The 22,073-nt window shown below is 49.1% G+C and carries 24 protein-coding genes; 9 read left to right on the top strand and 15 right to left on the bottom strand.

The window, feature by feature from the left end:
* Window position 1: 1 nt before the first annotated feature.
* Together QXT02_RS03465 and QXT02_RS03470 are read right to left on the bottom strand one after the other, a co-directional pair.
* Window positions 2-1,183, bottom strand: a complete 1,182-nt coding sequence (locus tag QXT02_RS03465) for an NEW3 domain-containing protein (protein ID WP_342811954.1) — start codon at window positions 1,181-1,183, stop codon at window positions 2-4.
* Between the two features lie 309 nt (window positions 1,184-1,492).
* Entirely contained in the window at window positions 1,493-1,912 is a 420-nt protein-coding gene (locus QXT02_RS03470; protein WP_342811955.1) for a hypothetical protein, read from the bottom strand.
* A gap of 95 nt (window positions 1,913-2,007) precedes the next feature.
* Between QXT02_RS03470 and QXT02_RS03475 the strand changes: the two genes are divergently transcribed.
* The 3 genes from QXT02_RS03475 (at window position 2,008) to udp (ending at window position 5,543) form a co-directional block, all read left to right on the top strand.
* Window positions 2,008-3,807 (top strand): carboxypeptidase regulatory-like domain-containing protein, encoded by a 1,800-nt coding sequence (locus tag QXT02_RS03475; RefSeq protein ID WP_342811956.1) that lies wholly within the window; start codon window positions 2,008-2,010, stop codon window positions 3,805-3,807.
* 67 nt (window positions 3,808-3,874) lie between these two features.
* Window positions 3,875-4,741: a DMT family transporter gene (locus QXT02_RS03480; protein ID WP_342811957.1), complete on the top strand. Its 867-nt coding sequence runs from the start codon at window positions 3,875-3,877 to the stop codon at window positions 4,739-4,741.
* A gap of 52 nt (window positions 4,742-4,793) precedes the next feature.
* Entirely contained in the window at window positions 4,794-5,543 is a 750-nt protein-coding gene (gene udp / locus QXT02_RS03485; RefSeq protein ID WP_342811958.1) for a uridine phosphorylase, read from the top strand.
* A gap of 18 nt (window positions 5,544-5,561) precedes the next feature.
* Here the strand turns inward: udp and QXT02_RS03490 are convergent, their stop codons facing one another.
* A complete protein-coding gene (locus QXT02_RS03490) occupies window positions 5,562-7,232 on the bottom strand; it encodes an ATP-dependent DNA ligase (RefSeq protein ID WP_342811959.1) in 1,671 nt (556 codons plus the stop codon).
* Window positions 7,233-7,383: 151 nt separating this feature from the next.
* Here QXT02_RS03490 and QXT02_RS03495 point away from each other — a divergent pair, with 151 nt between their 5' ends.
* A complete protein-coding gene (locus QXT02_RS03495) occupies window positions 7,384-8,157 on the top strand; it encodes a DpnI domain-containing protein (protein ID WP_342811960.1) in 774 nt (257 codons plus the stop codon).
* A 382-nt stretch (window positions 8,158-8,539) separates the two neighbouring features.
* Here the strand turns inward: QXT02_RS03495 and QXT02_RS03500 are convergent, their stop codons facing one another.
* Window positions 8,540-8,719 (bottom strand): hypothetical protein, encoded by a 180-nt coding sequence (locus QXT02_RS03500; RefSeq protein ID WP_342811961.1) that lies wholly within the window; start codon window positions 8,717-8,719, stop codon window positions 8,540-8,542.
* Window positions 8,720-8,803: 84 nt separating this feature from the next.
* Here QXT02_RS03500 and QXT02_RS03505 point away from each other — a divergent pair, with 84 nt between their 5' ends.
* Entirely contained in the window at window positions 8,804-9,445 is a 642-nt protein-coding gene (locus QXT02_RS03505; RefSeq protein ID WP_342811962.1) for a PD-(D/E)XK nuclease family protein, read from the top strand.
* A gap of 4 nt (window positions 9,446-9,449) precedes the next feature.
* Window positions 9,450-9,869 (top strand): M67 family metallopeptidase, encoded by a 420-nt coding sequence (locus QXT02_RS03510; RefSeq protein ID WP_342811963.1) that lies wholly within the window; start codon window positions 9,450-9,452, stop codon window positions 9,867-9,869.
* A gap of 1 nt (window position 9,870) precedes the next feature.
* Here the strand turns inward: QXT02_RS03510 and QXT02_RS03515 are convergent, their stop codons facing one another.
* The 3 genes from QXT02_RS03515 to pscS all read right to left on the bottom strand — a co-directional run bounded on the left by QXT02_RS03515 (window position 9,871) and on the right by pscS (window position 12,236).
* On the bottom strand, window positions 9,871-10,098 hold the full coding sequence (locus QXT02_RS03515) for a sulfurtransferase TusA family protein (RefSeq protein WP_342811964.1): 228 nt from the start codon (window positions 10,096-10,098) through the stop codon (window positions 9,871-9,873).
* Window positions 10,095-10,964 (bottom strand): HesA/MoeB/ThiF family protein, encoded by an 870-nt coding sequence (locus tag QXT02_RS03520; RefSeq protein ID WP_342811965.1) that lies wholly within the window; start codon window positions 10,962-10,964, stop codon window positions 10,095-10,097. The genes QXT02_RS03515 and QXT02_RS03520 overlap by 4 nt, the downstream gene beginning before the upstream one ends.
* A 63-nt stretch (window positions 10,965-11,027) precedes the next feature.
* Entirely contained in the window at window positions 11,028-12,236 is a 1,209-nt protein-coding gene (gene pscS / locus QXT02_RS03525) for an O-phospho-L-seryl-tRNA:Cys-tRNA synthase (RefSeq protein WP_342811966.1), read from the bottom strand.
* Window positions 12,237-12,400: 164 nt separating this feature from the next.
* Here pscS and QXT02_RS03530 point away from each other — a divergent pair, with 164 nt between their 5' ends.
* Window positions 12,401-12,991 carry a DUF169 domain-containing protein gene (locus tag QXT02_RS03530; RefSeq protein ID WP_342811967.1) on the top strand — a complete coding sequence of 197 codons (591 nt, stop codon included), beginning with the start codon at window positions 12,401-12,403 and terminating at the stop codon, window positions 12,989-12,991.
* 26 nt (window positions 12,992-13,017) lie between these two features.
* Here QXT02_RS03530 and QXT02_RS03535 read toward each other — a convergent pair whose 3' ends face one another.
* The 4 genes from QXT02_RS03535 to QXT02_RS03550 form a co-directional block, all read right to left on the bottom strand.
* The gene (locus QXT02_RS03535; protein WP_342811968.1) at window positions 13,018-13,785 is read right to left on the bottom strand and encodes a UPF0280 family protein; all 768 of its coding nucleotides are present in this window, start codon (window positions 13,783-13,785) and stop codon (window positions 13,018-13,020) included.
* A gap of 9 nt (window positions 13,786-13,794) precedes the next feature.
* A complete protein-coding gene (locus QXT02_RS03540; protein WP_342811969.1) occupies window positions 13,795-14,196 on the bottom strand; it encodes a 4Fe-4S binding protein in 402 nt (133 codons plus the stop codon).
* A gap of 1 nt (window position 14,197) precedes the next feature.
* A complete protein-coding gene (locus QXT02_RS03545; protein ID WP_342811970.1) occupies window positions 14,198-15,709 on the bottom strand; it encodes a homocysteine biosynthesis protein in 1,512 nt (503 codons plus the stop codon).
* Between the two features lie 135 nt (window positions 15,710-15,844).
* Window positions 15,845-16,081: a ferredoxin gene (locus QXT02_RS03550; RefSeq protein ID WP_342811971.1), complete on the bottom strand. Its 237-nt coding sequence runs from the start codon at window positions 16,079-16,081 to the stop codon at window positions 15,845-15,847.
* Window positions 16,082-16,329: 248 nt separating this feature from the next.
* Here QXT02_RS03550 and QXT02_RS03555 point away from each other — a divergent pair, with 248 nt between their 5' ends.
* On the top strand, window positions 16,330-16,578 hold the full coding sequence (locus QXT02_RS03555; RefSeq protein ID WP_342811972.1) for a glutaredoxin family protein: 249 nt from the start codon (window positions 16,330-16,332) through the stop codon (window positions 16,576-16,578).
* Window positions 16,579-16,641: 63 nt separating this feature from the next.
* Here the strand turns inward: QXT02_RS03555 and QXT02_RS03560 are convergent, their stop codons facing one another.
* The 4 genes from QXT02_RS03560 to QXT02_RS03575 all read right to left on the bottom strand — a co-directional run bounded on the left by QXT02_RS03560 (window position 16,642) and on the right by QXT02_RS03575 (window position 20,776).
* On the bottom strand, window positions 16,642-17,415 hold the full coding sequence (locus tag QXT02_RS03560) for an ABC transporter permease (RefSeq protein ID WP_342811973.1): 774 nt from the start codon (window positions 17,413-17,415) through the stop codon (window positions 16,642-16,644).
* Window positions 17,416-18,168, bottom strand: a complete 753-nt coding sequence (locus QXT02_RS03565; RefSeq protein WP_342811974.1) for an ABC transporter permease — start codon at window positions 18,166-18,168, stop codon at window positions 17,416-17,418.
* The gene (locus QXT02_RS03570) at window positions 18,152-18,886 is read right to left on the bottom strand and encodes an ABC transporter ATP-binding protein (protein ID WP_342811975.1); all 735 of its coding nucleotides are present in this window, start codon (window positions 18,884-18,886) and stop codon (window positions 18,152-18,154) included. The genes QXT02_RS03565 and QXT02_RS03570 overlap by 17 nt, the downstream gene beginning before the upstream one ends.
* Before the next feature lie 684 nt (window positions 18,887-19,570).
* A complete protein-coding gene (locus tag QXT02_RS03575; RefSeq protein ID WP_342811976.1) occupies window positions 19,571-20,776 on the bottom strand; it encodes an ABC transporter substrate-binding protein in 1,206 nt (401 codons plus the stop codon).
* Window positions 20,777-21,881: 1,105 nt separating this feature from the next.
* Here QXT02_RS03575 and QXT02_RS03580 point away from each other — a divergent pair.
* Window positions 21,882-22,022 carry a hypothetical protein gene (locus tag QXT02_RS03580; RefSeq protein ID WP_342811977.1) on the top strand — a complete coding sequence of 47 codons (141 nt, stop codon included), beginning with the start codon at window positions 21,882-21,884 and terminating at the stop codon, window positions 22,020-22,022.
* Window positions 22,023-22,073: the final 51 nt, after the last annotated feature.

A 22,073-nucleotide genomic window follows, 5' to 3' on the forward strand; every position in this document is an offset into this window, starting at 1 on the left:
ACTACCTTCTGCCCAAGCGCCAGAATATGAAGACCAACCCCAACACGACAACTATGATTATGACCAACCCAACTAGGCCCCACACCATCGAACCCAAAACAGTGACTCTGAGCTCAAGCGTTTTAGAAACAGAGTTGGTGCCGCTGGTTGACGCGGTAATTCTGAGGCCGTAGTCCCCCGGTATCGCGTCGGCGGGCGGTTTTATGCTCACCGCCACCTGGACAGTGGTACCGGGCAGTACGGCATCAATCTTGTCAGGGTCGAACTTAATCTCCCACCCGCTGGGACCGCTGGACCTAAAGCTCATCTTTTCCAAAGTCCCGGAGCCTGTGTTGCTAACAACAAGGGTGACTATGGTAGCCTCTCCTTGCGGAGCATTCAAATTCAGGAGGCCATCAGATGTGGATAGATCCATGGTGTAGGTTCCAGTGATTATCGCCTTTAGATCCAAGGACTGGCTGTAGGCGCCAGATGTTGCCAGAACTGTAATCGAATACTCCCCAGCATCGGCTGTTGAAGCCGGGGTAACTGTTATTCTCAATGTCTTTCTTTCCCCAGCTTTCATGTGAATCGCGCGTATCAGCGTCGATTCATAACCTGGAGAAAAGGTAACGGTCCAGTTGGTCGGAGCAAGATAGGAGAGGTCGATGTCACGCTCCTCCCCTGTTTCATTCACCAGATCAACCGAGAACTGGAAGCTCTTTCCCGCCGGCCCCTCGATGGACGGGCTGGTGGTGCTCAGGGTCAACCCCAGTGGCGAAACCTCGGCTACATCGATGATGATGTTCAAGGAATCTACCACATTACCCGAACCATCCAACGCCTTGACCACCACGGTGTAGGTGCCGAGGTTCACGCCAGTTGGCTGGGTTATCGTGAGGGAGATGGGCTGATTGTCAAAAGGTCCTAATGTAACCATTTTGACCAAGTAACCACCGCTCTTCAAGGTCGCCTGCCAGCCCTCCGGAGCCGAGACCTCCAAGCTGAGCGTCTGGTATTCCGAGCTGAGGTTACTTAGGTTCACTGAGAGCTGGATATTCTGCCCAGGGTTAACCTCAATTCGCGGAAAAGAAGTAGTGATCCTCACTTCCTCGGGGGAGGCAGCAGCCAAATATACGTTTAAAAATAAGACCATCGCCAGCAACGAAACCGCCGCCAACGAAATCCGCTTCCATGACCGCAAACAAATCACCTTTTTATTTAATAGTTTCAAGCCTCATATTTAAGTTTTTATCTTGCCCTTCCAGAATGTAGAGTTCAAGTAACTGTTTTAACCGCCTAAAGGTCTGAAATTAAAATTCCACAACCTTCGCTTACTCAGCTGTGTTTTGACCCCATCAAACTCACCGTCTTTCCATTTATGGTTGAGCCTTGAGGTGACATAGCTATGTCATGCCAGAACTTAGATTTACCAGACTGTGAACTGATTTCGGTAAAATTGCCGCTTTGGTAGTCGGACTAAAATCTTGCTGAGTTTGAGTCGGGAAATGGACTATTTTTTCGTGAATTTTTCCCAGCCATTCTTCGCAATTGAAATTCCGGCAACTATCATGGCTATGCCCACGACGGTTAAAACGATGCCGTAGATGGCCTTGCTCCAGTTCGTGGAGAGCTGCGTCCCGCTAGCGACCAGCAGGCAAATCCCGACCAAGAGCAAACCGAGGTTGACCCAAGTTTTCTGGCAAACCCTGCTGGCACCGGCAAAAACGAGAAGCCCACCCGCCGCGATTAATCCGACTCCGACTATCAGGGCCATCTCGGTCTGCACCGTATTCATCCCTTGGTTGATCAGTATGGCACCGATGGCAACCAAAGACAGGCCGATCACTATGGTCACAAAGTTCTTCGAAGGCGCAGCTGCTGGAGGGGGTGGTGGAGGTAACTCGGCTTGTGACATGAACTCAAACCCCAACTAAAATCACCGCTACCTTCTAAATACCTTTAGCCAGCTGGGACCCCAAAATCAGAAAGAACGGCGAAGTTTTATAACGAAAAAATAACAGGCTATTGGAAGCTGGTGGGAAGATAAACTCAAAGATGATTTTACCGCTCGTGATCGTGATTATCATTGCAGTTGGAAGTATTGGCTTCTTTTTGATATCCGGTGGTGTTCCAACATCGCCACCCCAAACCACCTCCGCGACGACGACACCCACTTTGACGAGAAATCCCCGGGCTAATGTCACGGGCTACGTTCGCGACGAAGCCGGCAACCCAATATCTGGGGCCACCGTTCACTTAGGCGGCATGGCAGGGCTGCTGACGACCACCGACGCCACTGGCTATTATGAATTTGAGGTGGCTAGGGAGGAAAGGGACTTCGAAATCATAGTCGAGAAAGAGGGCTACAATACCGAAATCGATACTATTCATGTAAGCATAAATTCCGTCCAGAAGGATTTCATCCTAACCAGAGCGGGAAGAGAGCCCGTCACCGTAAAGTTCACCCTGACCGTTCCCTACGACCAAGCCGAAAGCGAATTTTCCATAAAAGTTGATGGCGATGGTCCTTTCCCAATGCAGCGGGTGAATGAGGTGACTTGGGCCTACCTGAAAAACGCGACCTCAGGGGATTCCCTTAGCTACAGCTACTTGAAAAATGGAAGTCCGACCGGGGTCGGTGGCTCAATTACTGTGGTTAAGAGCAAGAGAACCTACGAAAGCCGCAACATGCCCGATTGGCCCAACGCCGAGGAGATGAACTACCAAAAGGTCTTCGATTTCATCCCCTACATAAACAACGGGCTTGCCCCTGACTTGGAATTAGGTCAGGGTTTCTTTGACTTGTGGGGTATTAACTACAACAAGATCGGGTTTGAGAACACCTCGGACGCCGCAGGACCATCGATGGAAAGGATGAAGAAGAAGATGAGCGTGTCGTGGGTGTTGCTTACGGACTTCGTTGAGTACACGGCCTTAGATCCACTTCCCGAGATAAGATTCATGGGTACTGGACTCAGACCAGTCAACACGATTACCCAAGAGGAGATGAACAGGTTCGTACAAAAGGCTCACTCGCTGGGCATGAAAGTAATCGTAAACATCGGCACAGTATGGACTGAAGATGTCGATGTCTCTCTGGCAAACCGGAGCAAGGTGCGCACTAGGGAATGGCTCGATGTGGCCTGGGAAAGGTGGACCGATTTGATGGTGGAGGAAGCAGAGAAATGTCAAGCGGCTGGAGTCGATGCACTTCAGGTCAGACCCAGAGGGGATATGTGGAACGAGGGGGATGACTTTGCTTACACCTCGGAAAAAATCCGTGAATTGGTTGACAAGGTGAGGCTGGTCTATAATGGAGAGGTAACCATTGGTCTGATCGATATACTAGATGTCAACGAACCCTCATCGCTGGAATTTCTGACCATGTGGGACGCGGCTGATTTCATCTACGTCGATCTAACCGGGCTTCACATCACGGACTCTGACCGACCCACTATAGCTGAGATGCAGGTTGTCTTTGAGGAAGCCCTTACCAAGCGAATAGAACCAGCCGCAAAAGCCTACGGCAAGAAGGTGATGCTCCATGTCCAGTTTCAGAGCTATGTTGGGGCCATCAGAATGAAGTGGGTCGAGCCCAGTGATGTTCACCCCGATCTGATCCGTGACTGGCAGCAACAGGCCGATGCCTACGAAGCTCTGCTCAGGGCTCTGGAAGGAAAGAACTACATCAACTGCCTGATGTCGGTGGGTTATTGGTGGGATGACGCCATGGACCCATTCAACGCCAATAATTCACCCAGCATTAGCCACAGCGTTCGCGGCAAGCTAGCCGAGGCCGTCCTCGGCAAGTGGTTCGTCAAATGAAATTTTGAACTCGTTTCTAAAAGTGCAGAATCTTTTAAAATAAACCTTTTTTGTTCTCATCGACTACTTGAATGTTGATACTACGGAAATTAAACCGGTCACTCTGGCGCTGGGAGCTGCCTTTTTCTGGGCACTGGGGCAGGTATTGGGCAAGCTGGTAATGAAGGAATTGGACCCAATAACCTTCAACGCGATTCGCTTTTCTTCAGTGACCTTGGCACTTTTGCCCGCCTTCCTGCTCATTAGACCAAAAACCGCCAGCATCTGGTCGATAGCAATCGCCATAAATGCCGGGCTGTTTGGCCTCGCGGTTGCCCTCCTGATATTGTTTTACTGCATGAAACGTGCCCCGGCGCACAAGGTTATCACCATCGGCAACGCCTCTCCCGTCTGGACCGCCCTGCTCGCTATTTTTCTGATTGGTGAGGAGATCAACCCCCTGCTGCCGCTTTCCCTAGCTTTAGTCGTGGGCGGGTCTCTTCTCTTCATGCCAAGGGGGAAGGAGACTAACCAATGGCGCTTCGCGGTACCGTTATCTATGATCTCGGCTGTTCTCTGGGGACTAGATCTCGTGCTGCGAAAAATGGCAATTAACTCCGGAATGGATGTCCTAGCTTTTATCTGGATTTCAGTGGTCGCGGCGGCGGTGCTCCTGAACACGGTTGCTGCTATTAAGCGATCTTGGAGAGAACAGAAACTTGGGAAAAATATCCTGGCGCTCACCTTGGCCTCAACCTTTTTCAGTCATTTGGCCACGTTTCTTTTCATGTTTGCCCTGGAGATGGAGAAAGTCAGTTCCCTGTCTCCTTTTTCATCCGCCGTCATCCCTTTTGGTTTTCTCCTCAGCGTCTTCATCGTTGGAGAAAAACCGCACCTCAGAGCCGCCATCGGTATGGTAGTTGTCTTTTTTGGAGTAGTTCTGGCCGCGGTCTGAGCCGATAATCAGGCGCTTTAAGCTTTGCCGAGTAATGTAAACATGGATCGGGATGCAAAGACGCCTAGTGAGTGAAAAGGAATACCACATCGGCGTCGGACCGGGGGAGGTGGCCCGTTATGTGCTTCTGCCCGGCGATCCGGCAAGGGCGGAGTTGATAGCGAAGAAGTTCGACGAGGCAAAGGAGATCGCCTACAACAGGGAGTTTCGCACCTTCACCGGCAAGGTCGATGGAATGCCCATCAGCGTGACATCGACCGGAATCGGTGGCCCTTCGGCTGCCATCGCCGTTGAAGAGTTGGCCCGATGTGGAGCTGACACCTTCATCAGGGTAGGCACGGCGGGCGCTCTCGGTAAAAATGTAAAAATAGGGGATGTCGTCATCGCCCACGCCGCTGTCAGAGAAGAGGGAACCTCGCAACAATATGTACCTCTCAGTTATCCCGCAGTTGCCGACCTTGAGGTGACCAACGCCCTAATTAAATCGGCCAAGAATCTAGGAATAAGATATCATCTGGGCGTGGTGGTCTCCAAGGACGCCTTTTATGCGGAGGAGCCTGGCCGTGTCCCGCTGTCCAAACAGGCAGAGGAACTCTGGGGGCTCTGGCGACGGGCCCAGGTGCTGGCGACCGAGATGGAGTGCGCGACCATCTTCACCGTGGCCGGTGTAAACGGCTGGCGCAGCGGTGGAGTGCTGGCGATAATCGGCCCGGTAGGGAAGATCGTCCGCCCTCTTCCTGCCGTTGAAAATGCGATAAAAGTCGCCATTGGCGCCGTGAAAATCCTAGCAAAAGGTCGTTAAAAATGGTCCACAAAAGCGCTAAATCCTCTTGACCTGTCTCTCAAAAATTCCCCTAACTCTTTGAATAGTATCGGCCTCTATTGGCGACTTATCAGGACGTAACCTGATTATCCGGGCAAATCGAAGTGCCATGCCGCTGGGGTACTTGGGGCTGCGCTGAATCTCATTGTAGGCGATCTCGACCACCATCTTCGGCAGAACCCAGACTCTCCTCCCCTCTTGCCTGATCACGAGCTTCTGCAGTTCTCGGGTCATTTCCTTGATCTCCTCATCGGTTAGCCCTTTGAAGGTCTTCCCGATTATCTCAAACTTTCCCGTGTTTTCATCCCGCGCGGCCAAGTAGTAGTCCGAGAGCCACCGGTGTCTTCGACCGTAACCAAACTCGGCTCCTACGATCACGAGGTCAAGCGGTTCGAGAATCGGTTTTATCTTGAGCCAGAGTTTTCCCCTGACACCGGGAACGTAGGCGCTGCCTGGTTTCTTCGCCATCAAACCCTCATGTCCTGCTCTTAACGCTCGCTCCAAGAAATCTTTACCGAGGTCGGCTCTGGAAGTCGTCAGCTGCTCGGTCAGTTCGATGTCCCCAACTATGGTTTTCAGTCTCTCCCGTCGCTCCTCGTAGGAACAATCCACAAGACTTCGGCCGTCGAGGTAGAGTAGGTCAAAAAGCTGGAGCCTGACCGGAATCTCCTTGGCCACTCGCTCTACCTCCCGCTCCCGCCTGAAGCGCTGCAGCAATGATTGAAAAGGCAACGGCTGGCCATCCTTACCTACCGCGATTACTTCCCCTTCCACAATCGCCTCATCGGCACGAAGCTCTTGAAGTACTAGATTTTTTATCTCCGGAAGACTCTCGGTTACATCACTTAAACGACGGCTGAATATCCTGATTTCCCCTCTTCTTTTGTGTATCTGCACTCGCGCGCCATCGAGCTTGTATTCAAAGTTCGTCGTGCCTCCGTGAGCTTCAATGGCCTCCTCAATTTCATTGCAGACTTGGGCCAGCATGGGGCTTATGGGCCGCATGGGTGAGGGACTTATGCTCTTAATTCCCGCCTCACCCGACTTAGCCGCAACCCCGGCGACAACGGCTATATCTCCTGCAAACATAACAGCCCTTCTCACCGCTTTAAAGGGAACACCGAAGGCTCGGGCCACCGCCAGTTCCATAAGCCCTTCCTGAAAACCGGTCCTCATTTCACCAGTGACGATCTTGACGAGATACTTGGCCTCAAGCGGTTCACAGCGGTTCAGCAACCCCTCGATCAACCTCTCCCTTCTCCTTCTGGCGCCCGGGCCACTCAGTCTAGCCACCTTTCTCAAAATCTCATGAACTTCCAACAGCAGGAGTGGTCTGATTAAAAAAAGTTGCTGGTGCTTGGTCCTTGCGGTATGAAAAAGGATGGCCGTGGCGGCACCGACATCTCCTGTCCTGTCAAAGGCTGCGGCCAGCTCTCTTTGGCTGGCTCCAGTAATCCGAAGTACGACCTCGGCCAGGGTCGCCCAGCTAACGTCCAACCGCCACCGGCTCGTTTTCGGAAAAGGCCGACCGAGCAGCATGCATGAAGCAGGCTCGACTTCTTCAGGCTCCAAGCATGCCAAAAAATCAGCCACCATTCTGACCATCTCACTGCGTTTTGTGGTGGAGGCAAGACTCTCACAAACCTCGGCCAGCTCCCGGAACAGCATCAACCTAAACTTTATTGTCTGTGTAAAAAGGCGTTTCAAACAGATTCAACCGATCGAGAACGTGCACCAACTAAAACACTGGGTTATTCTAAAACTGTGAATAAAAAAAAGATCTTTAGATCCCCTTTAATTACTGTATTTTGGGATAGGGTTGAATTTAGAACTTAGAATCGACTTGGCTAAAGGTTACAAAAGTCCTTCCCAACAGGCTAAAGTATTAACCGAAACTTGGGCAAGTGAAAACCTGTATTGTCTCGCTTGCTCCACGGATAACTTGCAACCCACATCTTCAGGAAAAAAGGTAATCGATTTTGTCTGCCCTGAATGTGAAGAATCTTACCAACTGAAAAGCCAGAGCCACCCGTTTGGTTACCGGGTAACGAACTCCGCATACGAACCAAAAATTAAAGCAATTTACGCTGGAACAATTCCAAACTTTCTTTTTTTACATTACAACCCAAAAGCCATGGTTGTTTCTAATCTCTTTGCCGTGCCAAAGCATTTCATCTCCGAATCGATTATCGAGAAAAGAAAACCCCTCAGCGAAAAGGCGAGAAGACACGGCTGGATCGGCTCAAACATTCTGCTTGGTAACCTACCGTTAGACGCTAGGATTCCAATAATAGAAAATGGGATTGAAATGCCTCAAAAAATTGTTAGGGAAAATTGGAAAAGATTCACCTTTTTAAGGGAGCAGTCGGTTCACTCCCGTGGATGGCTCTCTGATGTGCTTGCCAGCATAAGACAACTTGACCGAGAAATCTTTACTCTGGCCGACATTTATGAATTCGAGGAAAAGCTAGCAAAACTTCATCCAGCTAACAAAAACATTCGACCCAAAATTCGCCAACAATTACAGGTATTGAGGGACCATGGCATAATCGAGTTCCTAGGAAAAGGAAAGTATCGAATCAAAAAATCTTAAACTTCTTTTTTAATAGATCTCAGTGTGCAAGAATGTTAACCTGTCCTGAATGTGGCTACTCCGCTCTACGAAAATCTGATGGACATCTGTGGACGTGTGAAGAGTGTGGAACATTGTTTAATTTTGATAAAATGAGAAATTGTCTGAATGCTCTTGTGGGACAAATCTTTCAAGAAGATTTCATCGAGGAACTTTTGGACACTTGTAAAATAAAACCTTTTCAGAAGCTAGGCGTAAGGGCTTGGAAATGGAACGGAAAATACGGCACTTTACAAACAATTGACACAGGAAATGGTTGGCACCTTTTTATAAAAGTAAACCGAAGTTATTAAAACTAATCTAAAACGCAAATAACGCCCCAGCTACGATTCCAAAACGGATTTCACTCTTCATCCATGTCGTCCTCCGCCTGCCAAGCTTCCTCGCAGTCGGGACAGACGCCCAGCGCCGCCATCGATGGCTCCTCCTCCGCACAGCGCTCACAGTAGGCCCGTCCGCATTGGCTACAGTAACTCATCCGCTCCTCGGAAACGGCTCGGCCGCAAACGGAGCATTTCGGCATGCTACCGATAATAAATATCGCCTCCTTTTAAAGAAAACCCACGGCTAAAAAAGGGAACGGCCACCAATATAACTCGGTGATCCTATGGGGAAGCCGATCTCGATTAGCGTCACCGATCTTCAATCAGTTCTTGACTGTCCCCTCTGCTTTTGGCTGGCCGAACGTGTCGGCCCGGCACCGTCAATCTTCGCGGCCATCACCAGTCAGATGGACTCGGTAATAAAGGGCTACATGAAACAGTTCATCGGGAAATCCAACCTCCCAGAGTGGTTCCCGATAAAAGGCAAATTTTTGGACGTCACCAAGACCTTGAAAGCCACCGATCCTGCCAGCGGCGTCACGCTGAGCGGAAAACTGGACGCCTTGGTCCAGACACCGGACAGAAGATACCACATCATTGACTACAAGACTGGCAGGCCACAACCAGAGGTCCCCTACTACTACCAGATGCAACTGGACGGCTACGCCTACCTGCTCGAGCATAACGGTTACAGGCCAGTGGCCGGAGGCTGCCTTCTCTATTTTACCCCGGAACCGGGTGATATCTCAGAGGGATGTTTTCCTTTTAAGATAACCGCGGTTCCGACGAAAACGGATCCCGATCGAGTTCCGCCGGTGCTGGTCAAGGCGAAGAAGATCTTGGAATCAGAGACACCGCCCCCGCGAAGTGAGGACTGCGAGATGTGCATCTGGCTGGAGCAGGTGGGGAGGATTCTGTCTGAGTGAGATGATGAAACTAAAGATAAAATCCTCGGACATTAGAAAAATTGATGCCCACGCGCTGGAGACCTATCCCCACGAGTGCGTCGGCCTGCTGATCGGAACCTCGGAAAAGGGAGTATTCGAGGTCCGGGAAGTGGTCAGGGCCCAGAACACGCTCAACTCACCGGTGGCCTTCGAGGCCGATCCCCAGTTTGTCTACAACGTCTACAAAGAAGCGGAAAACAGGGGCCTGCAGCTCATCGGCATTTATCACTCCCATCCCAACCTCCACGCCTACGTCAGCGCTAGGGATGCGGAATTCATGAAGTTCTGGGGACATCTGGTGTGGTTGATTCTCGGGCTGAGTCAAGAAAAAATCATCGAGCGAAAGGCGTTCATGATGAGGGATGGGAAAATCCAAGACGTCGAGCTTGAACCAGTCGAGTAGTCTAGGCCTTCCTTACTAAGATCTGCCAGTCCTTTCCAACCCTTTTCACGCTGAGGACCTTGTGCCCATCGGCTTCCATGCTGCGCGGCACGTTTTCCACGGCGGGGTCGTGGTCCAATATGATCTCGAGAATTTGTCCACTTTCCAACTCCTCAAGGGCCAGCTTCGACTTGACGAAAGTGTAGGGGCAGACCTCGCCTCTGATGTCGATGGTGCGGTCGGCCCTCATTCTGATCTCACCCTGCAGACAGTGCCATAGTCCACCTGAGACAGATCCTTAATGATGGGCCTGTCACCGCACGAGGGGCATTTGGGATTTCGCCTGAGCTCAAACTGGTCAAACCGCATACTTAAGGCGTCGAAGTAGAGCACGCGGCCGACAAGAAGGTTGCCCGCGCCGATGATAAACTTGATCGCCTCCGTGGCCTGGATGGTGCCCATGACGCCCGGGACAGTTCCTAAAACTCCTGCTTCCTGACAGGTGGGGACCGCACCAGGTGGTGGAGCTTCTCTGATTAGGCAGCGGTAGCATGGCCCCTGCCGCGGTATAACGGTGGTCGTCATACCTATGAATCGGAGGACACCGGCATGGGAAAACGGTATGCCCTTAAGCACACAGGCGTCGTTGATGAGGAACTTTGTCCGGAAGTTGTCGCTACCATCAATAACAAAATCCCAGCCCTTCAAGAGGTCAAGGGCGTTTTCTGGCTCAAGGCGTTCCTCAATTGTGACGACATCGACCTCGGGATTCAGGGCCTGAATCGCATCTTTAGCCGATTCCGCCTTGGGTCTGCCAATCGTCCTAGTGGAGTGGATGACCTGGCGCTGCAGGTTGCTGAGGTCAACCTTATCTGAATCCATTACACCGATCTTCCCAACGCCCGCCGCAGCCAAGTAAAGGGCGGCAGGTGAGCCCAGTCCTCCAGCACCAACGACGAGCACCTTCGATGAAAACAGTTTCTTCTGTCCTTTCCCACCGACCTCCTTCAGGATCAACTGGCGGCTGTAGCGGATAATTTGATCTTGAGTCAAACCAAATGGATTTTCTCCCGACCGCCTCGGCCGTCGGTTCCGGGTCTCAGCTGACTCCCGCATCTCGACACCAAATACCAATCTCAATAGTATTATTTAACGTGTAAAAATGGGGCACAAGAAGTTTCAGCTCACTGCCAGACCGTGCTCTCTTGCTATCTCAAGAAAGGCCTGAGCCACTTTCTCCACTTTTTCCCGGGAAAGACCATAGGTGTTCAGCTTAAAGTGCTTGGTCAGGCCTGGTTGCACGCCAACGATGCCGCGACGCCTGAGTTCCTCGTAAAGAAAATACCCTTTCCTTTTGTGCGCCTCAGAAACCTTGAAAAAGCCGTCAGATTCTATGTGGGTCAAAGTATGATTCTTCGGCCTGACTCCGATCTGCCGCGTCCCCTCTATCCTCTCCAGCTGCTCAACCAAGTAGCGAACATTCTCTATCTCCTGGGGCCACCTCTCAACGCGCTCGACGACATGAGGAAAGGAGGCTATTAAGGTCATCAGCGGCGCACCCATCACCGTGCAGCCGAGCAACGCGTACTCCTTAATCCCAAACTTGCGCTTGCTCCAGTCACCGACTATTTTGGAACGAGCAAAGATCTTCTCGCCTATCTCTGACGTCGTCGCCAGTATTCCTGTAGGGGCGCTGGCAGCCCAAGACTTGTGTCCGCTGGAAGTGATAACATCCGCACCCACCTTTTTACCGTCAATGTCCATTATTCCACCAGTGTAAGCGGCGTTCAAGATGAAAGGAACTCCATATTCCTTGCAGATCTTGCCAACCACGGCGGCATCGTTGAGGTTGCCATAGAGATAATCAACGTGCGTTAGCAGGACAGCGGCTGGTAGCTTCCCGGTTTCTCTCTTAACCTCCTCAATTTTATCAGCATAAGCTTCTAGGTTGACCCTGAACTCAGGATAGCCGCTGTGGGGGACCTCCTTAACTCTCAAGCGCGCCAACTCCACCGCGGTATAGGTGGAGTAATGGGCCAAGCTGTCCAGGACCACATAATCACCAGGATCTCCGAGCATTGTGAAGGCTATGAACTGGGCCTCCCGACAACGCGTCACAACGCGAGCAACGTCCATCCCTAAAAACTCAGCCAAGTCCTGCATAAACTGGGCAATCGGAGGCCGTTCAATCATGTCAAGCCTCGCGGTCTTCGGAGGGCACCAGTCACAGGTGGAATAACCATCAGCGAATTCAACGATGGCCTTGCGGGCCTCTGGAGTCAGAACACCGCCCCGCTGTATCGGGTGCAGGTTGATGAACTTTTCCTCCTTAAAATCACGCTTAAGGTCCCGGTAAATGCTGAGCCTTTCCTTCGGAATTTTGGGCATGAACTAATTCCACCTCGCAATTCCAATCAACAAACCATTAATATCAACTCCCCTTCATCGAATATTAACGTTCTCATACTTGTTATAAAAACAAAAGCACGTCAGATGATTTCGAAACTACATTTTCATAAGTAGAAAATAATAACATAGTTATAGGGGTGAACTTGAATCCGGCCCGTCTCTCGAGCGAGTTCAAGGAGGTTTTTCAGATCGTGAGCGAACCGGTTGCTATACTTGTTTCAGACAGGGAAATAGCGGGAAACAGACCAAAAGAACCGTCCCTGTTCTGCGAGTTGGTGAGAAAGGCTGCATATGAGGGGAAAAGCTATGTGGTCACTGAGGATGATCTAAGCAACTACAGCACACGTGTGATCCTAGGTTTCAACGAACCACAATATGTTGACCTCTGCCCCCGCATCAAGCCCGCGAAAACCAAGTCAATCCTCATTGCACCGCTTGGAAAAATCGAGGTTGAACCAGACATTGTCGTCATCATTACCGACCCCGCCCATGCCATGTTAATAGTTCAAGCACTCAGCAGAGTTTTGAAAAAGCGCCTAGAGGCAAGCATGAGCTGCCAAGGCTCGGCGATAGCTGGAGAGGCGGTGGCCATACCGTTCACGGAACAGAGGCCCAATCTGACGCTGCTCTGCGGTGGAGCCAGAGAATTGGCGGGTTATTCAGCGGATGAACTGGTGCTGGGTTTACCTTACGCGATTTTTTTAAAAATGATGAAAGAAGTGAAGAAACCATAAGCGATCTTGTTATTTTAGCCACGATGTTAAGGCGCCAGCCCGCCTTTTCCATAACTCTGGTATTTTTCTAACGTGGTCAACAGCTCGCGAGACCCAGGATCAACACCGATTAGCTCGGGCACCCTTCCCCAGGCCCCAATGTGCTTTTCCCTCACGACCAAACAACCCCTTATCTGCGGAATTTCCTTGGCCCTTTCCAGACCACTCCTGATGGACCTTTCTACGTCATTCCCCACTACGGCGTTGCCTATCGCTGTCGCTGCGGCATCTGCCAGAGCGGCATCGTCGGCAACAGCTACGGCCGCATCTGCCCAGCCAAAGCTCAGCGAATGTCCCACGGTGCCGGAACTGGCGCAGATCCCGATGGGCAGCTCCTCTTTTTTAACCAAGAAACCGAGCTTTCCCGAGCCCGCCGCAAATCCTGCAAAGATGCCGACCCGAAAGTCACTTTCCCCCAATATCGAGATGTCACCGCCATTATCGACGATCACGTTTTTAGCGCCAGCTTCCACCGCCGCCTCTGCCGCGACCTGGGAAATCGCCCCGGCCACGGCAGCAAAGGGCCCGACTTTGGCCAACTCACCAGCCCTTAACATCAGCTCAATGACGCGGGGATGATCTCCTCTCAGCTTCAAAGGTTCAAGAGACCAACGAAACTCAGGACATCTCAAGATCAACCGCTCGATTTCCATTCTGGCCTTGAACGCAGCAGAAATCGCGGCGTCTATTGCCCGATCATGGTCACACTTGATTCGCAGGTTGGTCTCCTTGAAGGACCACACCCGTTCCAGCATGACAACCGCCTAGAACTTGGAAAGCTCCAGCGCCTTTACCGGACAGGCTGGCACACAGAGTTCACAGTAAACGCACTTGTCCTCGTCGAGCAGCACGGTGTTATCCTTATCCTGATACAGGGCGCCGCTGGGGCAGAGAGACAAGCAGGCACCGCAATCGATACATGAATCACGGTCGAGGTGAATCGCACGTTTGATCTCCTTTACTTCCACTCCTTTCTTCTTGAAGAGTTCAACAGCCCTTTCCACCTCTGCGTCCGGAGCCTCGATGGAAAGAAGTATTTCTCCTCCACTGGCACCAAACTCAGCATAGAGGATGTTGAAGGCCAGACCGGTTTCCTTGATCACGTAGGACAATATCGGCTCCTTGACCCTCTCCAGCGAATAGTTCAACAAAATTTTCCTCACCATTCTATCGCCTCAGCAACTTGGATAAATCATCGCTGGTGATTATACCCTTAAGCTCACCCTTTGATCCCACTACTGGAACTCCCGAGATGCCATACTTCTCCAGCTTTCTAGCCACGAGTTCTACTGGCTCATCCTCCTTGGCCGTGATGACTTTCGCCGTCATTATCTCGGAAAGTTTCTTCTTCTTCGTCGCCACGGCCACGGCGATGTCCCATGAGGTAACTATTCCCACCAACCTTCCATCATCATCAACGATGGGCAGGTGGTCGAAACCCTTTTCGGCAATTATCTTGGCTGCGCTGACAATAGTGTCATTAGGTTTCGCCGTCACCACCGTCTTTACCATCAAGTCCTTCGCGAAAGAGACTGCCCCCGTCTGTTTCATTGGCTTGAAAATCCTATCAGTTGGGAGTCTTTCTACCGGCTCCGTGAGGAAAAATCTCTTCTCGGCTATCCACTTTTTCAAAACGTTAGCTATCTCTCTTGCGCGCTTGAGGCTGCTCAGCGGGCTAACCGGCACGTCTCTGTCTCCAATCCTGACCTTACCCGACTTCAGTTCAGCATAAGTTACTTCCCTGAGCACCGGGCGATCTCGCCTAGGGACGCCATAATCGACGATGTTGGTCTTAATCTCATCATCCCCGGCTCCGGCAGTTTTGGCGACCCGTTCATTTATTATCGGGATCGGGATACCCAGACCCACAAAAAGGGACGTCCCATATTTATCTATACTTGCGCCACGGATGTACCGGGCGTCCATTTCTTTAAGATTTCCAACTGTCATGATCGTGCCCAAGGCCTTGGTGGGGTTATGCTGGGTTCCTTCCCAGAAAATGTAGCCTTGAGCCCCCCCGAGGAAGATACGCGTGCCTATTCCAATCGTTTCATAATTGGGGTCCTTATTCAGCGGGCTCAGTTCCCCAGCACCGGAATAGGTGACATTACCGTATCGTGGAAGAAGTGTACCCATATAGGTGTAGATAGTCTCGTTTCTGGAATTGGTAGCGGCGGTGTATTTCTGATAGGCGTTTCTCGGATTGCAGAGCACCGCCTGATTCAAGTCATTAATGGTAATTCGTGTCTCAATCTGGGTGCGGGGATAGCAATCGGTGCCGTAGGCGGTGGCCCTGACCTCAACCTCTTTTCCCCTGACTAAATCCTCGATAACGTGGCCGCCACCATACTCCATACCCCTTGTCTCGCTCAGCTGCGTGGCCCCAATATAGGCGTCAACTGCCGCGACACCGGTGTAAGCCTCAACGTCATTGATCCAGACGCGCTGCATTTTTATCGGCGGATCCGAGTGGCCGAAGTTCAGCCAAGCACCAGAACTGCACATGGCACCAAAGGTCCCGGTGGTAACCACATCGACTTCCTTAGCCGCGCCTACCGGTCCCTTTTCCCTGACGATCTCGACCATTTCCTCGGCAGTAACTACCACCGCATCGCCTCGTTTGATCTTTTCGTTTATTTCCGCCACCGACTTTCTGACCGCCGTTTTCTCCAGATTCATCACCTTAAGTTGAAAAAAGTTAATAATTACTGGTATTTATATCTTTCTGTTATATAATTACTGTGAGGAATAAAAGGGAAAACAGGGGAAACGTAAAAACTGGAAACCGACCAAATCATGAATCAGTTTATCCCATTAAGCTCGGGTTAAACGAATGACTTGCACCGGGCACGCTTCCTCAGCACTTTTGGCACAGCCCTCCAAAGTTTCAGGAATCTTGCCCTCACTGAGACTATCTCCGGCCCGGTATTGCCCCACAACTTGGCTATGGCCATCAGCTTGATTTTGCTCAAAGACATCGGGACAAGACACCCAACAGGCACCACAGCCAATGCAATTGTCCCGGTCTATACTAACCCTTAATTCTGACATCTGGCACCTTCAATAAAGTTTTCCCCTTGAATAATAAGTTTTACTTTTCCTAGATAGAGCCCGGATAAAATCTGCCGTCGAACCGACCACCATTTAGCTCAATGCGATTCTTCCCTTAATAGCTAATTAAACTCATGATCTTGACGCTCTCAATCGATCTGCAGGAGCAATCATCAATTTTTAACCCGGCAAAAATGCGGCGCAAGAGTTAAAATATTCATGAGCTAAAAAATTATATGAGGTATGATATGGGGATAAAACAACCAGAGGTTAAAATTTACACCACCCCGACCTGTCCCTACTGCATCATGGCTAAAAACTTTCTGCGGGAAAATGGCATTGAGTTTGTCGAAAAAAACGTTGCCAGCGATAGAGCTGCCGCTGTGGAAATGGTGGAGAAATCGGGGCAAATGGGTGTGCCGGTGCTAGATATAAATGGGGAAATTATCGTCGGCTTTAACCGTGAGGCCATCAAAAGGGCACTTGATCTTAAGTAACTTTTTATTAAGACCATCAAGCTACTCAAAAATCCTTTATTTTATTCTACCGACTCTCGCTGGTTAAACTTGTCTTTTCCATCGGGTAGCATAACGTTCGATTGCACCAAACACTATTAAGTCAAAAACAACGTAAATGGCTATCAGAACTATCGCATAGCTGTAAACGTAAACAAACATTCCCATCCCATAATAATAAAGGAGCTGAAGGCCTGCTCCAACCGTCGTGCCTATCAATTCTGCAATTATAATCAACTTAACGCCTACGCCGAAAGCCGACCTTGCCGAGCCGATGATGTAGGGAAACAGATAGGGCAAAAAGACCCTCCTGATCTTCTTCCATCTGCTGAACCTGAAAACATCGGCCATTTCATCGTAACGTACATCTCTGCTCTTAATTCCTTCGGTGACGCTGAAAATCATTATTGGTGACAAAACAATAACTTGTAGAAGAAACCTGCTGAATTCAGTTGATCCGAATATTATCATTAATATTAATACCCAACATATAGCTGGTATAGAAAACAAAATGTTTATTGTAGACATTATCAAAATGTTCGCGCGCCTATACAGACCAGCTACTATGCCTACCGGCAGGCTCACCAAAAAAGCAAGAGAAAACCCGATTATAACTCGGTAAAGAGTGTAGCCGACGTGATACATGAACTTATCATGTTCAGCAAGAATCAGTTCAAATGGTTTTTGAATAGGCGGCACCAAGTAATCTGGATAAACAAAAGTAAGCGCCAGCCAGATTAAAAGAAGAATTGATGCTCCCATCAAAGTGCCAACGAATTTGTTCTTTAATATTTTCAGTAGCATCTCTTTTCGCTTCATTTATGACCCGCCCTTCCATTTCGTGGCATAGATTTCTATGGGGTAAAGAACCCCATAATCAACTATTAGCATGAAAACCACAACAATAACAGTCGCAGAGAGAATGAGATATAATGAGGCCACACTCCATCCGAAAGATAAAACATAGCCAATTCCAACATTTGAACCCAATAATTCTGTAAAAACGGCTATCTTGATGAGCTCTCCGAAAGCCGACCTTGCCGAGCCGATGATGTAGGGAAACAGATAGGGCAGAAAGACCCTCCTGATCTTCTTCCATCTGCTGAACCTGAAAACATCGGCCATTTCATCGTAACGTACATCTCTGCTTTTGACACCCTCAGAGACGCTGAAGGCCACCATTGGAAACGTAGTTATCATGGCAACAAAAATCACGGACCAAGTTGTTACTCCAAACAGAATAAATGCCAAAAACGCCCATACTGTTGCTGGGATGGTTAAAACAAATCCAACGAAAGAACCTAAAATGGCCTCAACTGTCTTGAATTTACCCATACTCATTCCAAGAAACAAGCCAACAGAGATTGACAGCACAAATCCAAACCCAATTCGATAAAGGGTTGTGAAGAAATGAGTTCCAATCTTTTCAATATCAAGCATATAAACTAAAATAACATGAGGCGGAGGCACTAGCGGATTCAAAAGCGATAGCAAATACCACATTGCCAACACGATGACTAAGCCAATCAATAACCTCTTGAAAATTTCTATATTTCTACGCTTTGGAGGCATCGGCAAGCATCCTCATGGATTTTTTCAAAACAGAGAAAAATGCCTCAGAAGTCTTGTTTCGCGGCCGTTTTAGGTTAACCTTGATTTCACCAAAGTTTCTCCCAGGTGCACCTGTCATTACAATGATCCGATCCCCAAGACAAACGGCCTCGCTTATATCGTGCGTTATGAAAATAATGGTTTTCTTGGTCTCTTGCCAGATCCTTTCCAACTCGGTTCTAAGATGCTCCGCCGTTATCTCGTCTAGGCTGCTAAAAGGCTCGTCCATAAGAAGGAGGTCTGGGTCTATGGCTAGTGCTCTAGCTATCGAAATGCGCTGTCTCATCCCGCCCGACAATTCCAAAGGGTATTTGTGCTTGGACTCTTTCAAACGTACCAGTTCTAAAACTTTTTCCACTCGTTCCTTTTTTTCATTTGGATCGGAGTAAAATTGTTCCACGGCCAGCTCTATATTTTTTTCCGCTGTATACCATGGAAGCAAACGATCTTCCTGGAATACTGCCGCTATTTTGTGCTTTTTATGACCCTCTTCAAACTTTATCGTGCCCCCGTCAATGCTTTTTATCCCTGAAATACATCCCAATAAAGTGGATTTGCCGCATCCGGATTGTCCGATAACACAGACCAATTCACCCCGTTTTACTTCTAGCGAAAAATTAGACAGAGCCGTAACGTCTCCATATTTTTTTGTCAGGTTTTTTACTTCGAGATAGTACATATTGTTAATTTTTTTTATTTTATCATTTAAAAAGTTTTATAATATTTTTCGCGGTACAATTTAAACCCACCTTCACCTAGATATTAACCCTCATCCCCTGTCTAATGGCGGTCCCTCGAATAGTGCCACATGTAACAAAAAGAGGCGAGACCCAGCAGAATCTTCGCACTTTCGGAACCTGTGGTTGAAAACTATCAAACGCTCGTGTGATCTTTCATTGTCTCAAAAGTCGCTCGATATAATTTTTGTTCTTCCTCCTGTGAAGAACTTCCACATTTCTGCTCCTCCTGCTGGAGCAGCGCGCGGCCGAATTAACCGTATGCGGTCCAAGTTCCTCGCAGAGCCGCCGTATTTTTGAAGCTTGGTTCGTGGAAGTAAGGCAATAAGCGAGGCCCTTCTCCTTTGGTTTTTTATTTTTTTAAAACCTTTCAGTAGTCGCTCCGAAGGCTACGGAGGAGAGCAGACAAAGGGGCCCATGAGTTCTGTTTGCAGAGACATTGCCTCCTTTTCATTGTCCGCCTTTCCGCCAGCCTTGAGATGACTTAAAAACCAAAGCCTTGTTTAAACAGTGATTTTTCTTAGGAACCATCCATATTAAAGTAGAAAACTATCAAACAATTGCGTTTTTAAAAAGACCGGTACTTATTTTTAAAAGTAAAAAAAGGCTATTGCGGTTTTATTATTTTATTTAAGAACAACAATTCGTGAATCGGGATCAGGAACTGGCTGTTTAAACGCTCCGACGCTATAGAGTTGATCCCAAGCAAACATAATGCTCTCTTTCATTTCTTGTGTGATGAAACCGAGATGCCAGACATAATAGTTCTCATAATAGAAAGCTGCTGTCGAGGCATCCACTCCCATCTTTATCTGCAAGAATGCCTTTGCCTCCAGCGGGTGTTCTTTGAGGTAGTTCACTGCCTTTTCGAAAACTCTGCAGAATGCTCTAAGTGCTTCCTCATTTTTCTGCAAGAAATCCGATCTAGTGACCATATACTGGGCTGGTGGGTATTCCTTTCCGGTCACTTTCTTGTACTCCTCGTATAAATTGATGGAAACCATATCTGGATCATTCCAAGCTTTTGCATACGTTACCGCATCCAAATAAGCGGCGTCTATTTCTCCTTTTTTGATCGACTCGTAAAGCGCTGGGACTGGCGCGATGACTGGATCGCCTATTGTTATTCCATATTTGCCTGCTACTATCTTGAAAAGTAGAGTACCAGTCCAGGCCGGCGCCCCTGAACCCCAAGTTTTCCCTCCCATATCCGCCACACTAGTAATTCCAGACGTCTTCAGCGCAAAATACCTCACAGGATAGGTGCAAGTAGGGTGAAACATCACTATGTCCTTACCTTCAATAATGTTGGTAGCTGCCGCTGTCAGTGACATGTCAGTCATGTCAGCGTCCCCAACAAGGAAACTTGAGTATGTGCCACCCCAGTCTGCGAAGTAAAGAAGCTCAACATCAAGCAATGGTTCTTCTTTGAACCAACCTTTTTCCTCGGCCAAAATATACGGCGCAAAAACCATCCCATAGGTGTTTACAGATAATCTAATTTTTGTAGGTGTTATGGTTTGAGTAGTTGTGGGAGTCGGAGTCGTGGGTGATGTCGTATAGGTATATATCACGGTCGTGGTAGTGCCTGGTACTACCTTTGGAACTGAAACTATAGCATAAACTGCGATCAACAAAGCAATCACTGCAACCGCAAATAGCCCATAAATTACTACGGAAGTTTTTGCTTGACCCTTTTCCAATTTAGACCCTCCGTTTGAAAATAATAAAATAAAATTTTTAAAGCTTATGCTTCTGTAAAGTAAACCTTTTAATTTAACACCCCATAATTCCTCAGAAGTTAGACCCCCGGCAAGGGTGGATTGAGGCATCTCACGATGCCTAGACAAAAACCCAGCAAACGCCGCCAGACGGCGAGTATGATTAGGAGGGGGAGAGTAAAAATTTAGTGAGAGTTTTTCGGAGTCAGCAGGCAAACGGTTTGGGAGTGGTACAAAGCGGAAAAAGCATCGTGGAAAAGAAAGCTTTAGGGACCAGCCGAGGAACTCAAGGAAGGGAAAAACCGTAAAGGTCGAGGCCGCGATCGTAGCGATCTAGACCGCGTTCGGATGGAGAACTGCAAGAGTACAGCAAGCGCTGGCCATTCTTCATAAATTTATGAGAGGAAAGCTGACTGCATGCGTTCAAGGCGTCCGCCTGTCCAGAACTGCGATGAACAACGTCCTGAAGGAACACTGGCTCAACAGGTACGGGTGGGAGGAGTAGACTGGAAGGTTTCATGGCAAAAAGGCCGGATGAGCTTTGGCAGCTGGACACCAAGAGGCCGTTCTGACTCTACGGGCAAAAATACTTGTTCCCATCTGCATTGACAACTATGGCCGCTATTTGCTGGTCTTCGGCTTGATCACGAGCCAATACAGACGATCTGATGAGACTGCTTGAAAGGCTTCCACCGAAGCCTAAGAAGATTCTCACAGACCACAGTGCCCAGTTTGAGGGGATGGGGAAGTGATTGTGCCGGGACAACGGCGTAGGACCACGGTCCGCACACCCTACTACTCGCAGAAAGGGAAAGTCGAATGAACCATCAGAAATATCGCCGAGGATTTCGTCAACTTGCTACGCAAGTTTAGAGTGGTTTAGCAAAATGAGTGTCCAGATGCTGATACAACAGGCACAGAATTCACTGAAGGCATACACACAGCTAGCTAGGTTGTACAGGCGTCGTTCTGAAAACCTCTGATCTCCGTGAGCGAACTCATCCGCCATCGTTAACCGGTGCCAGATTCATCGGCCGACGAAAGCGTGATTTTGTTACCGAGAGGGGCAACGACCATTATTCGACACTATTTCAATTACAATTCGGAGAATGGAAAATGACAGTCGAACGGTCTGGAGTTGAGTTTTGACCACGAGCGTTAACTTGGCAGCTTTACACGAACAAAAAGTTTTTATTAAATTGAAAAATTGTTAGATATGATCGATATAATTATAAAATTCTTGAATGCTTACAAACGAGGTGACGGGTTGGTCAACCATTATATCGGCGCTGAGGGGTATGGCGTCGATGCCATTGAGGCCGTGGCGGTCTGTAAGAAAATTCTCGGAAAGGAATAACGATGCCCCTAACTTTTTGGGATGTTCTTGACAGGGCGATAAACACCGGTG

This window comes from Hadarchaeum sp. (SeqCode), assembly GCF_038871235.1.
Classification (GTDB): domain Archaea; phylum Hadarchaeota; class Hadarchaeia; order Hadarchaeales; family Hadarchaeaceae; genus Hadarchaeum.

Bases quoted from the DNA above. Each gene is read 5' to 3' on its own strand.
- udp (WP_342811958.1), top strand. From the start codon at position 4,794: ATGCAAAGACGCCTAGTGAGTGAAAAGGAATACCACATCGGCGTCGGA.
- QXT02_RS03490 (WP_342811959.1), bottom strand. From the start codon at position 7,232: ATGCTGTTCCGGGAGCTGGCCGAGGTTTGTGAGAGTCTTGCCTCCACC.
- QXT02_RS03500 (WP_342811961.1), bottom strand. From the start codon at position 8,719: ATGCCGAAATGCTCCGTTTGCGGCCGAGCCGTTTCCGAGGAGCGGATG.
- QXT02_RS03505 (WP_342811962.1), top strand. From the start codon at position 8,804: ATGGGGAAGCCGATCTCGATTAGCGTCACCGATCTTCAATCAGTTCTT.
- QXT02_RS03510 (WP_342811963.1), top strand. From the start codon at position 9,450: ATGAAACTAAAGATAAAATCCTCGGACATTAGAAAAATTGATGCCCAC.
- QXT02_RS03515 (WP_342811964.1), bottom strand. From the start codon at position 10,098: ATGAGGGCCGACCGCACCATCGACATCAGAGGCGAGGTCTGCCCCTAC.
- QXT02_RS03520 (WP_342811965.1), bottom strand. From the start codon at position 10,964: ATGCGGGAGTCAGCTGAGACCCGGAACCGACGGCCGAGGCGGTCGGGA.
- pscS (WP_342811966.1), bottom strand. From the start codon at position 12,236: ATGCCCAAAATTCCGAAGGAAAGGCTCAGCATTTACCGGGACCTTAAG.
- QXT02_RS03535 (WP_342811968.1), bottom strand. From the start codon at position 13,785: ATGCTGGAACGGGTGTGGTCCTTCAAGGAGACCAACCTGCGAATCAAG.
- QXT02_RS03540 (WP_342811969.1), bottom strand. From the start codon at position 14,196: ATGGTGAGGAAAATTTTGTTGAACTATTCGCTGGAGAGGGTCAAGGAG.
- QXT02_RS03545 (WP_342811970.1), bottom strand. From the start codon at position 15,709: ATGAATCTGGAGAAAACGGCGGTCAGAAAGTCGGTGGCGGAAATAAAC.
- QXT02_RS03550 (WP_342811971.1), bottom strand. From the start codon at position 16,081: ATGTCAGAATTAAGGGTTAGTATAGACCGGGACAATTGCATTGGCTGT.
- QXT02_RS03555 (WP_342811972.1), top strand. From the start codon at position 16,330: ATGGGGATAAAACAACCAGAGGTTAAAATTTACACCACCCCGACCTGT.
- QXT02_RS03560 (WP_342811973.1), bottom strand. From the start codon at position 17,415: ATGAAGCGAAAAGAGATGCTACTGAAAATATTAAAGAACAAATTCGTT.
- QXT02_RS03565 (WP_342811974.1), bottom strand. From the start codon at position 18,168: ATGCCTCCAAAGCGTAGAAATATAGAAATTTTCAAGAGGTTATTGATT.
- QXT02_RS03570 (WP_342811975.1), bottom strand. From the start codon at position 18,886: ATGTACTATCTCGAAGTAAAAAACCTGACAAAAAAATATGGAGACGTT.
- QXT02_RS03575 (WP_342811976.1), bottom strand. From the start codon at position 20,776: ATGCCTCAATCCACCCTTGCCGGGGGTCTAACTTCTGAGGAATTATGG.
- QXT02_RS03580 (WP_342811977.1), top strand. From the start codon at position 21,882: ATGATCGATATAATTATAAAATTCTTGAATGCTTACAAACGAGGTGAC.